Raw genomic sequence first — 15,368 nt, forward strand, 5'->3', positions numbered from 1 at the left:
TCAGCAGCTCGAGTGCTGGATCGTCTTGAAGACGTCGACCGCGCTGAACAGCGCGGCGTCGTACTTGAAGTGCGCGGTCCAGTTGTAGCGCGGCGGCGGGTTGCCGTCGTTCATCCGCGGGCTGTCGAACGTGCCCGCGGAGAACAGCTTCGTCCCGGCCGTCGTCTTGAAGTCGAAGCTGGAGTGCCAGATGTCCCCGCTGTGGGTCTGGAACGTCAGCGTGGTCGCGCTCCAGTCGCCGGTGCCGTCCGAGCGCAGGACGATGGTGCCGTTGTCCTGCTCGCAGTCGCCCGCGTGCAGCTGGCCCCAGGTCGCGCTCTTCACGTCGAGCACGGCGGCGGTGCCCGCGGGCGCCGCCTGCGCCGCCGGCGCGGCGGCCAGCAGGGCCGCCCCCGCGGCGGCGGTCGCCAGAACCGTGCTCAGACCCCGGATCGTGTGCCTCATCGAATTCCCTCCTGTGTGGTGATTCCCGCTGTTCGGCGGGACGTGGCCGAGCTTCACAGCGCCCATCGACAGTCCATCGACAATCCACCGACAGCCCGTCGACCACGACCTGGCGCCTGCGACGTATCCCGCGCGCCGCGTCCTGCTCCTGTAGACCAAGCGCGGACGCGTCCGTGCTTGGAGGGGCGGGAATGAGCACGCGTGGGGTGGATCTCGGGGTCCTGGGGCCGTTCGAGGCCGGGATCGGCGGCGAACCGGTGGACGTGGGCGGGCCGCGGCTGCGCACGCTGCTGGCCGTGCTGGCCGCGGACGCCGGCCGGGTCGTCAGCGTCGGTGCGCTCGGGCGGGCGCTGTGGGGTGACCGGCCGCCCGACCAGGTCGACCGGACCGTGCGGACCTACCTTTCGCGGCTGCGCCGGACCTTCGCGCCGCCGCTGCTCCTGACGAGGCCACCGGGGTACGTGCTGCACGTGGCCCCGCAGGCCATCGACGCGGTGCGCTTCGAGCAGCTCGCCGGGGAGGGCCGGCGGGCGCTCGCCGCGGGCGACCACGGCACCGCCCGCACGCAGCTGACCACCGCGCTCGACCTGTGGCGCGGAGCCGCGTACGGCGAGTTCGACGGCGTCGAGGTGCTGGCCGCCGAAGGGGTGCGGCTGGAGCGGGTGCGGCACAACACCGTGCAGGACCGGATCGACGCCGACCTGGCCGCGGGCGAGGACACCGGGCTGATCGGCGAGCTCGAGGTGCTGACCGCCGCGTTCCCCGGCCACGAACGGCTGTGGGGGCAGCTGATGACCGCCCTCTACCGGGCCGGGCGCCAGGGCGACGCCCTGGAGGTCTTCCGCCGCGCCCGCCACGACCTCGTCAGCGCGTCCGGCCTGGAGCCGTCACCCGTCCTCACCGAGGTGCACCGGCGTGTCCTCGCCCACGACCCGGGCCTGCTCGCGGTGCGGCCGCGGGAGGTCATCACCGTCCCGGATGCCGGCTCGCTCGGCGCCGGGGAGCACGCGCTGCTCGAGGAAGGCGACCTGCGGACGAGCCGGACGCACTTCGAGGACGCCTACCGCCGGGCCGAGCTCGACGGCGACGTCGACGCGCTCGGGCGGGCCGTGCTCGGGCTGGGCGGGGTGTGGGTGCACGAGCACCGGACGTCGGCCGCGTCGACGACGCTGCTGACCCGGCTGCGGCAGGTGCTGGACCGCGTCGACCCGGCGTCGCGGCTGGGCCTGCGGCTGCGGATCCGGCTGGCCGGCGAGCAGGACTACGAGGACGGCGCGCACGAGCGGATCCTCGCCCTCGCCGCGGAAACCCGGGCGGGCGGCGATCCCGTCGCGCACGCCGAGGCGCTGAGCCTGGCCCACCACTGCCTGCTCGGCCCGGACCACGTCGCGCTGCGCCAGACGCTCGCCACCGAGCTGATCGGCGTCAGCGGGCCGTCCGGGCGGCGCACCGACCTGGTCATGGGCGTGGTGTGGGACACCGTCGACCGGTTCCTGGCCGCGGACCCGCACGCCGAACGGCGCCTCGGCGAGCTCGAAGACGTCCTGGCCGCGCGGAAGCACCTGGCGGCCGGGTTCGTGGCCGCGTCGCTGAAGGTCATGCTGGCGATCCGGGCGGGCCGGTTCGCCGAGGCCGAAGCCGGCGCGCAGGCCTGCGCCGAGCTCGGGCAGGTGGCGGGCGACCCCGACGCGCTCGGCTGGTACGGCGCGCAGCTGGTGGCGATCCGCTGGTTCCAGGGCCGGCTGGCGGAGCTGGTGCCGGTGCTGGACCGGCTGATGCACTCCCCCACGCTCAGCCCGATCGACAACTCGTACTACGCGGCGCTGGCCGTGGCCGCCGCGTACGCGGGCGACCGCCGGACGGCGGTGGGCGCACTGGCCCGCCTGTCCGGCGACGACCTGGGCGCGCTGCCCCGCTCCAGCACCTGGCTGCTTTCCCTGTGCGGCGTGGCGGAAACGGCGTACCTGGTGGACGACGCCGAGACGGCGGCGCGGGTCTACGACCTGCTCCGCCCGTTCGGGCACCTGCCGGTGATGGCGAGCCTCGCGGTCGCCTGCTTCGGCTCGGCCCACTCCCCGCTGGGCACCGCGGCACTGGCCATGGGGGACGCCGACCTGGCCGTGACGCACCTGCGAGCCGCGGTCCGCCACAACCTCGCGTTGGCCCACTGGCCCGCGGTGGTGTTCTCCCGCCGCCGGCACGCGGAGGCTTTGACCCGCCGCGGCCGCCCGGGCGACGCGGCGGCGGCCGACCGCGAGCTGGCCGCGGCCGACGAGGAAGCCCGCGCCCTCGATGAGCAGCTCACGTCGCCATGCCGGTGACCAGCGACGCGACCGCCAACGCCAGGTAAGCGCCCGGCGCGCCGAGGGTGCTCAAGGCGTGGGCCCGCACATGCGCCCCGATCGCGCCGACGAAGAACAGCACCAAGCCGATCGCCGCGGCCGTGCCCACGGCCGGGAACCCGGCCAGGCCCGCGGTGAGCCCGGCCGCGCCGGCCAGCTTCAGGATGCCCAGTGCCGGTACCCAGCCGGCCGGGACGGCGACCGCGGCGGAGCTGGCCAGCACGAAACGGGCGCGGAGCACGTCGGCGACGCCCATTCCGGCGTTCGCCGCGATGGTCGCGAGGGTGATGACGAGATGAACGGTGGTCATCGGCGGAGTCCTTGCCTGGGAAGCGGTTACGCCTCCACGACGGCCGGGCCGCGCCGAAGGTGACTCAGCGCTCGGCGGCCTGTGCGATCTCCCGGTCGCCGTTCGCCCAGGGCCCCTCCAGCCGGAACAGCGAACTCAGCGCCGCGAGATCGAGCGCGCGGCGCACCACGCTCGAGGGCCGGACCACCAGTTCGATCCCGGCGTCGGCGCACCGGGTCCGCAGCCGGGAGAACGTCGCCATCCCCGTCACCCCGCAGAACCCGACGCCGGTCAGGTCGGCGACCAGCCGGTACGGCCCCTCGGCCACGGCCCGCTCCAGCTCGGCTTCGAGCATCGGCCGGGTGGACATGTCGACCTCACCCGTCACGGTGACGCGCAGGACCCCGGGCGCGCGCCCGGACCTCACCACGGTCAGCATCAGGCCCGTCGGGTCTGGGGCGGGCGTCTCGGTCAAGGTGGGGCTCCCTCCGGCTGCGGATGATCACCGCCTACCCGGTCGCCGGGCGTCCGAAACCTCGAACCGGGCCGGCACACCCGGCCAGGTCACCAGGTCCGAGCCGGTGACGATGTCAGGCAGGCCGTCGTGGACCTCGTACTCGCGCCCGTACTCGATGGAGGTGCCGCCGTGGCGAGCAGTCCGAAAAGGACAAGGCCGTGAGCCACATCATCGCTCCCTGGGTCGCTCGCCGATTTCGTCCAGCAGGCCGCGGATCCCGACGGACTCGCCGGTGATCAGCGACCGGTTCGCGGCCAGCCCGGTGAGCAGCGCGCGCAGGCCGTCGTCGTGGTCGGCCGCGCAGCCGAGCGGGTCCGGGTCGGCGTCGCCGAGCAGCTCGGCGAGCATCCGTTCGTCGCCGCCGCCGTGGCCCTCCCCCAGCCGGACGTCGAGCACGACCTCGGGCGCCGCCCAGTGCCGTTGCACGGTCAGCCGCGCCTGGGCGGGCCGGTCCGGCGCGCCCGCGTGGACGTTCTCCCGGACGTCGAGTTCGAGGCGGCCCTCGCTGCCGGCGAACGCGACGCGGTAGCCCTCGCGCGGCGAATAGGCGTGCAGGTGGTAGTTCAGCACCACGCCGTTGCGGTGGCGGACGAGCACCGAAAGGTCGTCCTCGATCGTGACGCCCGGGGAGAACACGTTGCGGTCGCGCAGATAACCGTCTTCGGCCTCGGCGTCCCGGTACAGCGCGCGCAGCCGGGGCGAGCGCTCGAGGTCGAGGGCGAAGGGGTCGTCGCGCGCCGCCGGTTCGCCGGTGCCGCGGGTGTACCCGGTGGCGTGGCCGTGCCGGCGGCCGTTCTCCTCGCCGTAGAAGACGAGCCCGCCCAGCGCGAACACCGTCTCCGGGCCGCTGCCGAGCCACCAGTTGACGAGGTCGAAGTGGTGCCCGGACTTGTGCACGAGCAGGCCGCCGGAGCGGTCCTTGTCGCGGTGCCAGCGGCGGAAGTAGTCGGCGCCGTGCGCGGTGTCGAGCAGCCAGCTGAACTCGACCGAGCCGACTTCGCCGATCGCACCTCCCGCGAGCAGCTCGCGCACCCGGCGGTGCACCGGGTTGTAGCGGTAGTTGAAGGCCACGCGCACCGACCGCCCGGTCACCCGCCGCGCCGCCAGGATCAGCCGGGCGCCGTCGACGTCGGTCGTCATGGGCTTCTCGGTGACGACGTCGCAGCCCCCGCCGAGCGCGCCGGCGACGTAGTGGGCGTGCGTGTGGTCCGGCGTGCACACCACGACGACGTCCACCCGCTCCTTGACGAGCATGACGGCGAAGTCGTCCGGCCGGTAGCACGGCACGGACGTGCCGAGCCAGCCGTTGTGGACGCGCATCCGCGTCTCGTTGCGGTCGCAGAACGCGACCAGCTCCGCTCGGGGCGACTTCGCCAGGGCCCGCGCGAACAGCTCGGCGCGCGAGCCGAGTCCGACGATCGCGTACCGCGTCATGCCGGGCACCCCCAGGGCAGGTCGAGTTCCGAGAACAGGGCGAGCCGGCCGGCCGCGTCGTCGACGGCGGCGTCGACACCCGGGACGACCACCCGGTCCCCGTCCCGCTCGGCGGACAGCGGACGCGGTTCCGGGGCGCCGCGCACGGCTTCGACGAACGCGGTGAAGGCGCGTGTCGCCGACAGCGGCGCGAGCAGCGGGACCCGGTCGCGGACGTGCCGGACGAGGTTGGCGAGCAGGTCCTCCGGCGGCCCCACCTCGATCGGCCGGTCGCCGAGGAGGACACGATCGGTCTTGTAGTGCCAGCGGATCCGGCCCGTGGTCCCGTGGACGAGCACGTACGGATCGTGGTCGGCCTCGGCGGCGAGGGTGGCCGCGACGACGACGTCCGGCGCGTTCGCGAAGGTGAGCCGGGCGCACGCCGTGTCGTCGCACTCGACGTCGCGCGCCCGGTACAGCTCGACGGTGATGCCGGCCGGGTCGAGGCCGGCGGTGCCGTTGAGCAGCAGCGCGGAGGCGACGGCGTGGGCGAACGGGTTGGTCAGCGACCCGTCGCCGAGGTCGCGGCGGCCGGCCCACGCGGCACGCTGGTAGTACTCGTCCCGCCGGATCCACGCCCCGGCCGCGCTGACGCCGGTGACCGCGCCGATCTCGCCGCGGGCGATCGCCGCGCGGATCACCGGGATCGCGGCGGACCCGAAGCTCTGGAACCCGGTCTGGACGGCCCGGTCCCGCCGCGCGAGTTCGTCGAAGGCGGCCAGGTCGAGCACCGGCGGTTTCTCGACGAGCACGTCGCAGCCGGCGTCGAGGGCGAGGCGCGCGAGCAGCAGGTGCGTGCGGGGCGGGGTGGCCACCACCGCGATCCCGGCGCCGGTGCGGGAGAGCAGCTCCGCGGGGTTGTAGGTGACGATCGCGTTGTCCGGCAGCAGGTCGAGGGCTTCCGCCGGCGGGTCCCGGACGTCGCAGGCGCCGGCGAGCACGAGCTCGCCGCGGTCGTGCAGCTCCCGGGCCCGGCGCAGGTGGGTGAGGGCGTACCCGGCGGTGCCGAAGACGACCACGCTGGGCGGCTGGTTCATCGACGCACGCCGGTCGCGACCGCGGCCAGGCCCAGCGGGCCTGCCACCACGAGGGCCAGCACCGGCAGCATCCACACCAGCACGGCCGACAGCGCCACCGCCACCGCGACGAGCAACGCTTTCCCCGGCGCCCCCACGGTCTCACGAGCGGCCGCCACGACCGCCCGGCGCCACGGTGCGTCACCGCCAGCGATCACCTCGCACGTCCGCACCGCGACCACCACCCCCACCGCGGCGAGGACGAACAACACCGGCCGGAGCACACCGGCGCCCGGCATCGACGCCGCCACTTCGAGGTCGACCGCGGCCAGCACGACGGCGGCACCACAAGCCACCGCGAACGCCACCCCACCACGAGCGGTGCGGCGGAAGTCCGCCCAGAACGTCGTCCACAGTGGACGGCCGATCCCGTGCCGGGCCCGGTCCAGGGCCCGGCACCCCGCGGCGAACGCGGGCGGCGCGGTCAAGACCGGCACCGAAGCCAGCGCGACCAGCAATCCCACCAACAGGCAGTCGGCGAACTCGCCCAGCCCGGTGCGCCAGTCCAACCGCCGCACGGCCGCTTTCGACACGAGGTCATCCCTTCAAACCGCTGGTGCTGACGCCTTCGACCAGCAGCCGCTGGAAGGCGAGGAAGAACAGCACGATCGGGACCAGCGCGAGCGCGGACATCGCGAACATGGCGCCGAAGTCGGACTGGCTGCTGGTGTCGACGAACAGCCGCAGGCCGAGCGGCACGGTGAACTTCTCCGTGTCGTTCAGGTACACCATCTGCGTGAAGAAGTCGTTCCACGTCCAGATGAACGTGAAGATCGACGTCGTGACCAGCGCCGGTTTCGACAGCGGCAGCACGACGTGCCAGAACGTCCGGTAGACGCTGCAGCCGTCGATCGTCGCGGCCTCGTCGAGCTCACGCGGGATCCCGCGCATGAACTGGACGATGAGGAACACGAAGAACGCCTCGGTGGCCAGCAGTTTCGGCAGGATCAGCGGGACGAACGTGTTGACCAGCCCGGCCTGCTGGAAGATCACGTACTGCGGGATCAGCGTGACGTGGTAGGGCAGCATCAACGTCGTGATCATGAACGCGAACAGCGCGCCGCGGAAGCGGAACCGCAGCCGGGCGAAGGCGAACGCGGCCAGTGAGCACGAGACGACGTTGGCCACCACGGAAAGGCCGGCGACGAGGAACGAGTTGAGGAAGAACCGGCCGAAGCCGACGCCCGCGGCGCCTTCCCAGCCCTTCGAGTAGCCGTCGAAGACGAACCGGGTCGGCAGCAGGGCCAGCCGCGAGAGGATCTCGTCCGGCGGCTTGACCGACGCGAAAGCCAGCCACGCCAGCGGGTACAGCACCACGGCCACCCCGCACAGGCACAGCACGTGCCAGCCGATCGACCGCGCGGTGCGGGGCACCCGGAGCGCGGTCACGGGCGGTCCTCGTAGAACACCCAGAGCTTCGCGGTGCGGAACACGATCGCCGTCACGATCGCGATCACCACCAGCAGCACCCACGCCATCGCGGACGCGTACCCCATGCGGAAGTCCTGGAAGCCGACCTCGAACAGGTAGAGCGTGTAGAACAGGTCCGCGTCGGCGGGCCCGCCGCGGCCGCCGCCGATGACGAACGCGGGGGTGAACGCCTGGAACGCGTGGATGGCCTCCATCACGAGGTTGAAGAAGATCACCGGGGACAGCATCGGCAGCGTGATGTGGCGGAACCGGCGCAACGCGCCCGCGCCGTCGATGGCCGCCGCTTCGTGCAGCTCGGCCGGCACCTGTTTGAGGCCGGCCAGGAAGATCACCATCGGCGCGCCGAACTGCCACACCCCGAGCAGCACGATCGAGGCGAGGCTGAAGTTCGGGTCGTCGACCCAGCTCGGCGTGTGCCAGCCGAACCGGGCGAGGACGTCGTTCACCGGGCCGCCGCCGGTGAACAGCGCCCGCCATACGAGCGCGGCCGCGACGCTCGCGCCGAGCAGCGACGGCGCGTAGAACGCGGCGCGGTAGAAGCCACCTCCGCCGCGGCGGGTGTTGAGCAGCAATGCCACCCCCAGCGAGACGGCGAGCTTGACCGGCACCGACACGAGGACGTAGATCAGCGTGACCTCGACCGAGCGCAGGTAGCGGTCGTCGTCGGTGAACATGTGCGTGAAGTTGCCGAAGCCCACCCAGTGCGGCGTGGTGAACAGGTCGTAGTCGGTGAACGACAGATAGAGCGAGACGACCATCGGGCCGACGGTCAGCGCCACCGCCCCGAGCAGCCACGGCGTGAGGAAGGCGAACGCCTCCGGCTGGTTCTCACGGCGGTGCCCGGCGCGCGGCCCCGGCGCCACCGGCCGGGGCGGCGCCGGGGTGCGCAGCGACGTCATCGGCTACGCCAGGGTCTTGTCGGCTTCGGACATGAACCGGGTGACGGCGTCGTCGATGCCCAGCCGCCCGAACGCGATCTCCTCGTAGGTGCGCTGGAGGAGCTTCTGGATCGCGCCGGCACCCTTCGGTGGGACCGGCGGCGCGGCCCCGAGTTTCGGTTCGAGCGCGGCTTCGTAGGCGTAGAGCGTCTTGTCGTCGCCGGTCGCGCCGGCCGCGAGCTGCGCGCGGATCTTGAGGTTGGGCGCGAGGCCGCGGTCCGTGCCGAGGATCTTGGCCGCGTCGGCGTCGTTGACGAAGAAGTCGACGAGCTTCGCGGCGGCCTCCTGCTGCTGGCTGCGCGCGGAGACGGACAGGAACATCGACGGCCGCCGGTACTGCCCGAGGTCGCCGTTCGCGCCGGTCGGGTACGGCGCCACGTTGAGGTTCTTGCCGTTCGCCTTGCGGTAGGCGGGCAGCAGGTTGTCGTAGGCGAACTCCGAGCTGGTCAGCTTCTTGCCGAGCGGCGACTGCTCGGGCGAGGTGTTGTAGGACGCCGTGACGTCGGCGGGCGACGCGGCCTTGGTGTCGCGGAAGCGGCTCGCGAGCTGCCAGTAGCCGCGGAGGTCGCCGGCGGTGAAGCCGAGCTTGCCGTCGGGGGTGTAGAACTGCTTGCCCTGCTGGCGCAGCCAGATCTCCAGCGGCGTGTCCAGGATGCCGAAGTCGGTCACGCCGCGCGCGGCGAACCCGCTGGCGGCGCCGACCTTCGTGGTCGCTTCGGCGTACTGGTCCCAGGTCAGGCCCTTCGCCGGGTCCGCGCCGGCCGCGGTGAAGGCGGCGGGGTCGTACAGCATCGCCGGGGTGTTCTGCGCCCACGGCACGGCGTACCGCTTGCCCTGGTAGACGCCGGTGGCGGCCAGCTCCGGGTTGACGTCGGCCAGCGAGACCGCCTTGCCCGCGCCCTGGTTCAGGTCGGCCAGCACGCTGCGCCCGCCGTACTCGGCGAGGTAGCGGGTGTCGACGTTGAGCACGTCCGGCGGCTTGCCCCCGGCCGTCTGCGTCGCGAGTTTCTCCCAGTAGGCCGCGTACGCCGCGAACGACGTCTGCACCTTGATCGTGGGGTTCTTCTTCTGGAACAGCTCGACGGCCTGTTTGGTCAGGTTCGCCCGGCCGTCGCTGCCCCACCAGGCGAAGGTGATGCTGACGTCACCGCCGCCACCCGAGTCCGACCCGCACGCGGCCGTTCCGGACAGCAGCAGGGCGATCGCGGCGACCGCCCCGAACCCGCGCACACGCGTCCGACGCATCGACATCTCCGTCCGGTCGGAATGATCTGCGAGCGCTCCCACGACCCAGCGAGAAAGCGCTTACAGGAACTCGGCGGTCCACCGTAGGACGTGCGCGACAAAGGTGTCAATACGCGGATCGTGCCTTCGAAATCATCGAAGAATGGTTACTCCGAAAGCATTCACACGCCGGTTTCGCCGAAGACGTTCCGCCGGATGAACGGCGTCCGGAACACGCCGCCGGGATCGAGAGTTCCCGCCAGGGAACGGAAATCGCCCAGCCGCGGGTACACGGTGTCCAGCTCGCCGCCGCAGAAGAGCTTGCCCCAGTGCGGCCGGGCACCGAACGGAGCGAGGCGTTCCTCGATCAGCGGCAGCAGCGTTTCGACCTCGGGCTGACGCGGCTGCCACGTGAAGTGCAGCGCGACGCGGTCGCCGCCGTACGCCGGGCTCAGCCACAGGTCGTCGCCCGCGACCGTGCGGATCTCGGACACCAGCAGCACCGGCGCGAGCCGGTCACCGATCCCGCGCACGGCCTCCATCGCGGCCGCGGCGTCCCGGTAGGGCACGAAGTACTCGGTCTGCAGCTCGTCCCCGACGCTCGGGGTGAACTCGAGGGCGAAGTGCGGGAGCCGCTGGTGCCACGGCCCGGGCACGCCCAGCTGCGGGGTGACGTTGCCGGCCGGGACGCCCGCCGCGTGCGCCGGGTGCCGCGGGGCGCCGGCCGGGAGGGCGCCGAACAGGCCGGCGCGCTCGGTGAAGGCGCCCACCCGGCTCTTGACCCAGGCCAGGTCGACGACGTCGTTCGCCCAGTTCGTGAACAGGCTGACGCTGTACCCGGCGTCCTCGATCTCGTCGAGGTGCTCGTAGGCGGCCGCCCACGGCAGGCCTTCGAAGACGTCCTGCCGGACGTCGAACGCGGGCACGACGTCGAGGGTGAGCCGGGTGACGACGCCGAGTGCGCCGAGGCTCACGACGAGCCCGGGGAACACATCCGGGTCGGCGGCCCGCGAGAAGGTGCGGACCTCGCCGCCCGCGGTGACCAGCTCCAGCGCCGAGACGGCCGCGGCGAGCCCTTGGCGGCGCCGGCCGGAGCCGTGGGTGCCGGTCGCGACGCTGCCGGCGACCGTGATGTGCGGCAGCGAGGCGAGGTTGGCCAGCGCGAACCCGGCGTCGTGCAGCTGCTGGGCGAAGTCGCCGTACCGCGCCGAGCCGCCGACGGTCACCGTGGCGGCGTCGGCGTCGATCTCCACCGGGCCCTCGAGCTCGCTCAGGTCGAGGAGCACCCCGCCGGGCGCGTCGGCGATGTCGTTGAAGCAGTGCCGGCTGCCGAGCGCCTTGACGCTCGACGCGGCCGCGACCGCCGCGCGCACTTCGTCGCGCGTGTGCGGCGTCACCACGGTTTCGGCGGCGTACTGATGGTTGCCGGCCCAGTTCGACTCGCCCATGCGTCCGACCCTACTCAAGCCTTGCTCACTCGGCCGACGCGTACCGCCAGAAGTCCCGCATCCACCGCGGCGGGACCGGGTTGTCCTCGCCGACCTGGGTGAGCAGCACGCTGACGGTGCCGGTGGCCGGGACGACGTAGGCGGTGGTGCCGGTGCCGCCGACCCAGCCGTAGCGGCCCGGGACGTTCCACGGGTCGAGGACGGCGACGTCGACCGCGCCGCCCATCCCCCAGCCCTGGCCCTCCAGGAAGAGCGCGCCGATCTCGCGGTGCGCCGCGGTGGTGTGGTCGGTGGTCATCAGCCGGACCGACTCGGGGCTCAGGACCTGCTTGCCGTCCGCCGCGGCGCCTTCGGCCAGCAGCATCCGGCCGAACGCCAGCCAGTCCCCCGCCGTCCCGGCCAGGCCGCCGGAGCCGAGCGGCAGCGCGGGCATCGTGCTCCACTGGCCGTCCGGCGCGTCGGCGAGCGCCAGGCCCTCCGGACCGGCCTTGTAGAAGCTGGTGAACCGGTCGCGGCGGTCCGCGCCGACGACGAACCCGGTGTCGGCCATGCCCAGCGGGGCGAGGATCCGCTCATCGAGGAATTCCGGCAGCGACGAGCCGGCCACGCGGGCGACGAGCACGCCCTGGATGGCCGAGCACGTGTCGTAGAGCCAGGACTCGCCGGGCTGGTACAGCAGCGGGACGTCGGCCAGCCGCGCGAGCCAGACGTCGGCCTCGGGGAAGTGCTGGACCTCGCGGCCGTCGAGCTGGACGGGGAACAGCGCTTGCACCGCCGGCAGCGAGAAGTCGGACGCGAACCCCCAGCCGGCCTGGCTGGTGAGCACGTCGAAGACGGTGATCGCCCGGTTCGCCGGCACGAGGTCGTCGACGGGACCCGCCGGCGTGCGCACGACCTTCGGGTCGGCCAGCTCGGGCAGCCACCGGCCGATCGGGTCGTCGAGGGCGAGCCGGCCGTCGTCGACCAGGGCCAGGACGGCGGCGGCGGTGACGGGCTTGGTGAGCGAGGCGAACCGGAACAGGCTGTCCTCGGCCATCGGCTTGCTGCCCTCGACGTCGACCGCGCCGACGGCCGCGACCTCGACGTGGCCGGGCCGGGCCACGACGCCGACCGCGCCGGGCAGCGCACCGGCGTCGACGTGCCGCTGCAGGATCTCGCGCAAGCTCATGGTGCTCCCCGGGTCGGCGGTCGCCCGAGGCTAGCCCAGCGGTCCGGGGAGCCCACCCGAGCGCCGTCGCGGGTCGTGAGTGGCAATGAGTGTTCTAACCCGCATTGCCACTCACGACCGGGGCCGGGCTGCGCCGGTGCTGGGCCTGGTCCAGCAGGGCCAGGCCCGTCGTCTCGCCCTGGCGGTTGCCGGACTCGCGGAAGACGCGCAGCGCGCGGTCGCACACCCCGCGTGCCTGGACCGGCTCGCCCACCGCGAGGAGCGTCTGGGCGATGCCGAGGAGCGCGTAGGCGACGCAGCGTTCGTCGTCGAGGTCCTCGAAGATGCCCAGCGCGAGCCGCAGGCAGGCCAGCGACTCCGGCAGCCGCCCGGTGTCGCGGTGCAGGGTGCCGAACTCGGTGAGGACCCTGGCCTCGCGGTGCGCGTCGCCCATCTCGCGGGCCAGGTCGCGGGCGCGGCCCAGCCAGTCGGCCGCTTCGGTGAACTCGGCCAGGCGCACGTGGGCCGCGCCGATCGAGTTGCGCATCTGGGCCACGCCGCTGCGGTCGCCCGCCCGCTCCAGGCCGGCCAGCGCCCGGCCGTAGCAGTCCAGCGCGTCCCGCGGCCGGTCGCGGATGCGGGCCACGGTGCCGAGCCCGGCCACCGCCAGGGCCTCGCCGCGGACGTCGCCGAGCTCGGCGAACAGGGCCGCGGACCGCTCCAGGTCCATGACGGCGGCGGGGTATTCGTCGTTGTAGACGCCGATCTGGCCGAGCCCGCGGGCCAGCACCGCCTCGCCCGCCCGGTTGCCGGCGGCCCGCGCCGCGGCCTGCGCGGTCAGGTGGCTGCGCCGCCAGTCGTCGTAGGCGCCGCGCAGGTCGTAGAACGGGACAGCGGTCGCGGTCAGCTGCCACGCGAGCTCGTCCAGCCCGGCGTCGGCGGCGAGCTGGACCGCGGCGGCCAGCAGCTTGCGTTCGGCGGTGAACCAGGCCAGCGGATCGGCCACCAGCCGGGCCGCGTCCGGGGGCAGCGGGCCGAGCGAGGGCCCGGTCATCGCGCCGAACGCGGGTGGCAGCGCCGCCGCCGCGGCCTTCGCCAGCGCCAGCAGTCCACACAGGACGCGGGCGAGCGCGTCCCGGCGCACCGCGGCGGGCTCGGCGTCCAGGAGTTCCGCCGCGTAGCAGCGAAGCAGGTCGTGCAGCCGGTAGCGCGGCTGCCCGCTCGCGTCCAGCCCGACCAGCGAGACGAGGTTGGCGTCGACGAGCACGTCGAGCACCTCGTGCGTGCCGCGGCGGTCCAGGAGCGCGTCGAACACCCAGCTCGGGAAGTCCTGCGCGCCGAGCACGGCCGTGCGGCAGAACGCCGTCCGCGCGGCCGGGTCGAGCTGGCGCAGGCTCAGCTCGAAGCTGGACCGGACGCCGAGGTCGCCGACGCGCAGCTCGCTGAGCCGGCCCGCTTCGCCGGCCAGCCGGTCGTGCAGGGTCCGCAGGCTCCACGCCTGCCGCCCGGCCAGCCGCGCGCCGGCGATCCGGATGGCCAGCGGCAGGTACCCGCAGCAGGCCACGATCGCTGCGGCTTCGGCGGGTTCGCCGTCGATGCGGTCGACGCCGGCGACCCCGGCCAGCAGCCGCTGCGCCTCCCGCTCGCCGAACACGCTCAGCTCGACGTGCTTCGCGCCGGCCAGCTCCGGCAGCCGGCCGCGGGTCGTGACGAGCACCGCGCAGCCGGCGTCGCCGGGCAGCAGCGGGCGGATCTGGGCGGCGGTGGCGGTGTCGTCGAGCACGAGCAGCACCCGGCGTCCGGCCAGCCGGGAGCGGAACAACGCGGCCCGCTGGCCGAGCCCGGCCGGGACGGCGGTGCCGGTGACGCCCAGTGCGTGCAGGAAGTCGGCGAGGACCTCGGCCGGGTCGCGCGGCGCGCCGGTGCCGGCGAGGTCGACGTAGAGCTGGCCGTCGGGGAACCGGTCCGCGAGGCGGTGGGCGACGTGCATGGCCAGCGCCGTCTTGCCGGTGCCGGGCGCGCCGGTCAGCACCACCGGCGCCGGCCCCGCGCCCAGCGCGGCTTCCAGGTCGCGGACGTAGTCGTCGCGGCCGGTGAAGTCGGGCAGGTCCGCCGGGAGCTGGCGCAAGGGGGCCGAGCCGTCGGCGCCGGCCGCCACCACGGGTCGCCCGGCCAGGATCGCGGCCTGCAGGGCCCGCAGTTCCGGCCCCGGCTCGACACCGAGCTCGGTGACCAGCCGCTCCCGCGCCGTCGTGTACGCCCGCAGCGCGTCGGCGCGGCGGCCCACACCCGTCAGCGCGAGCAGGTACTGCTGCCACAGGCGTTCCCGGTACGGGTGCTCGGCGAGCAGCACGGTCAGCTCGGCGATCGCCGGGTCGTAGCGGCCCAGCAGCACCTGCAGCGAAAGCCGTTCCTCGACGGCGGCGAAGCGGTTCTCGGTGAGCCGGCCGAGCTCGGCGTCCCAGGCGGGCGCCGTCGGCAGGTCGGACAGCGGATCGCCCCGCCACAGCGCTTCCGCCTCGGCCAGCAGCGTCAGCGCCGTCTCGGGGGCGCCGTCCTTGGCCGCGCGGGCGGCGTCGGCGACGAGCCGGGCGAAGTCGTGCGCGTCGACGTCGCCGGGCTCGACGGCCAGCGAGTAGCCCGGGCCGTGGGTGCGCAGGGTGGTCTCCGGCAGCAGCCGGCGCAGCCGCCACACGTAGGTCTGCAGGTTGGCCGTGGCCGACGTCGGCGGGTCGCTCGGCCAGATCGTGTCGATGAGCTGGCCGGGCGGGACCAGCCGGTTCGCGTTGAGCAGCAGGTGGGCCAGCAGGGCCCGTTGCTTCGCGCCGCCGAGCGGCAGCGCGCGGCCGCCGACCGTCACGGTGAGCGGCCCGAGCAGGTGGAACCGCACTTCAGCGCCCATGTCGTACCCCATCACGACGACCGCCCCCACGACGGCGGACTTTAGCCAGGCGATGCGGGGCCGGTGGGCGAATCGCCGACATCGCGGGCACGTCGCGCGGATGTCACTCGATTGCCGATCCCGGGCTGCGCCGTCCG

General features: G+C 73.8%; 13 protein-coding genes. 1 reads left to right on the plus strand and 12 read right to left on the minus strand.

The features are described from left to right. Complete coding sequence (locus OG439_RS16885) at positions 1 to 444, minus strand: DUF6294 family protein (protein WP_326950312.1); 444 nt, start codon at positions 442 to 444, stop codon at positions 1 to 3. Positions 445 to 635: 191 nt separating this feature from the next. Here OG439_RS16885 and OG439_RS16890 point away from each other — a divergent pair, with 191 nt between their 5' ends. After that, positions 636 to 2,765: an AfsR/SARP family transcriptional regulator gene (locus OG439_RS16890; RefSeq protein ID WP_326950313.1), complete on the plus strand. Its 2,130-nt coding sequence runs from the start codon at positions 636 to 638 to the stop codon at positions 2,763 to 2,765. On the opposite strand, the gene OG439_RS16895 is transcribed toward OG439_RS16890, so the two are convergent. The 11 genes from OG439_RS16895 to OG439_RS16945 all read right to left on the minus strand — a co-directional run bounded on the left by OG439_RS16895 (position 2,746) and on the right by OG439_RS16945 (position 15,261). Next, positions 2,746 to 3,096 (minus strand): DoxX family protein, encoded by a 351-nt coding sequence (locus OG439_RS16895; RefSeq protein WP_326950314.1) that lies wholly within the window; start codon positions 3,094 to 3,096, stop codon positions 2,746 to 2,748. The genes OG439_RS16890 and OG439_RS16895 overlap by 20 nt on opposite strands. A 64-nt stretch (positions 3,097 to 3,160) precedes the next feature. Continuing rightward, positions 3,161 to 3,550: an STAS domain-containing protein gene (locus OG439_RS16900; protein WP_326950315.1), complete on the minus strand. Its 390-nt coding sequence runs from the start codon at positions 3,548 to 3,550 to the stop codon at positions 3,161 to 3,163. 210 nt (positions 3,551 to 3,760) lie between these two features. Then, positions 3,761 to 5,026 carry a Gfo/Idh/MocA family protein gene (locus OG439_RS16905; RefSeq protein ID WP_326950316.1) on the minus strand — a complete coding sequence of 422 codons (1,266 nt, stop codon included), beginning with the start codon at positions 5,024 to 5,026 and terminating at the stop codon, positions 3,761 to 3,763. Further along, positions 5,023 to 6,102, minus strand: coding sequence for a Gfo/Idh/MocA family protein (locus tag OG439_RS16910; RefSeq protein ID WP_326950317.1), 1,080 nt, complete (start codon positions 6,100 to 6,102; stop codon positions 5,023 to 5,025). Before OG439_RS16910 ends, OG439_RS16905 begins: the two co-directional genes overlap by 4 nt. Continuing rightward, a complete protein-coding gene (locus OG439_RS16915; protein ID WP_326950318.1) occupies positions 6,099 to 6,674 on the minus strand; it encodes a hypothetical protein in 576 nt (191 codons plus the stop codon). The genes OG439_RS16910 and OG439_RS16915 overlap by 4 nt, the downstream gene beginning before the upstream one ends. Before the next feature lie 4 nt (positions 6,675 to 6,678). Further along, positions 6,679 to 7,530: a carbohydrate ABC transporter permease gene (locus tag OG439_RS16920; protein WP_326950319.1), complete on the minus strand. Its 852-nt coding sequence runs from the start codon at positions 7,528 to 7,530 to the stop codon at positions 6,679 to 6,681. Next, complete coding sequence (locus tag OG439_RS16925) at positions 7,527 to 8,471, minus strand: carbohydrate ABC transporter permease (RefSeq protein WP_326950320.1); 945 nt, start codon at positions 8,469 to 8,471, stop codon at positions 7,527 to 7,529. Before OG439_RS16925 ends, OG439_RS16920 begins: the two co-directional genes overlap by 4 nt. A 3-nt stretch (positions 8,472 to 8,474) precedes the next feature. After that, positions 8,475 to 9,755, minus strand: a complete 1,281-nt coding sequence (locus tag OG439_RS16930; RefSeq protein WP_326950321.1) for an ABC transporter substrate-binding protein — start codon at positions 9,753 to 9,755, stop codon at positions 8,475 to 8,477. Positions 9,756 to 9,916: 161 nt separating this feature from the next. Next, the gene (locus OG439_RS16935; protein WP_326950322.1) at positions 9,917 to 11,182 is read right to left on the minus strand and encodes an FAD-binding protein; all 1,266 of its coding nucleotides are present in this window, start codon (positions 11,180 to 11,182) and stop codon (positions 9,917 to 9,919) included. Positions 11,183 to 11,207: 25 nt separating this feature from the next. After that, on the minus strand, positions 11,208 to 12,350 hold the full coding sequence (locus tag OG439_RS16940) for a serine hydrolase domain-containing protein (RefSeq protein ID WP_326950323.1): 1,143 nt from the start codon (positions 12,348 to 12,350) through the stop codon (positions 11,208 to 11,210). A 94-nt stretch (positions 12,351 to 12,444) separates the two neighbouring features. After that, a complete protein-coding gene (locus OG439_RS16945) occupies positions 12,445 to 15,261 on the minus strand; it encodes an AfsR/SARP family transcriptional regulator (protein WP_326950324.1) in 2,817 nt (938 codons plus the stop codon). Positions 15,262 to 15,368 lie beyond the last annotated feature (107 nt).

Origin of the sequence: Amycolatopsis sp. NBC_01307 (genome assembly GCF_035975215.1) — a bacterium.
GTDB lineage: Bacteria > Actinomycetota > Actinomycetes > Mycobacteriales > Pseudonocardiaceae > Amycolatopsis.

Coding starts and splice junctions, on each gene's coding strand:
- OG439_RS16885 (WP_326950312.1), bottom strand. CDS start 444: ATGAGGCACACGATCCGGGGTCTGAGCACGGTTCTGGCGACCGCCGCC.
- OG439_RS16890 (WP_326950313.1), top strand. CDS start 636: ATGAGCACGCGTGGGGTGGATCTCGGGGTCCTGGGGCCGTTCGAGGCC.
- OG439_RS16895 (WP_326950314.1), bottom strand. CDS start 3,096: ATGACCACCGTTCATCTCGTCATCACCCTCGCGACCATCGCGGCGAAC.
- OG439_RS16905 (WP_326950316.1), bottom strand. CDS start 5,026: ATGACGCGGTACGCGATCGTCGGACTCGGCTCGCGCGCCGAGCTGTTC.
- OG439_RS16910 (WP_326950317.1), bottom strand. CDS start 6,102: ATGAACCAGCCGCCCAGCGTGGTCGTCTTCGGCACCGCCGGGTACGCC.
- OG439_RS16925 (WP_326950320.1), bottom strand. CDS start 8,471: ATGACGTCGCTGCGCACCCCGGCGCCGCCCCGGCCGGTGGCGCCGGGG.
- OG439_RS16930 (WP_326950321.1), bottom strand. CDS start 9,755: ATGCGTCGGACGCGTGTGCGCGGGTTCGGGGCGGTCGCCGCGATCGCC.
- OG439_RS16935 (WP_326950322.1), bottom strand. CDS start 11,182: ATGGGCGAGTCGAACTGGGCCGGCAACCATCAGTACGCCGCCGAAACC.
- OG439_RS16940 (WP_326950323.1), bottom strand. CDS start 12,350: ATGAGCTTGCGCGAGATCCTGCAGCGGCACGTCGACGCCGGTGCGCTG.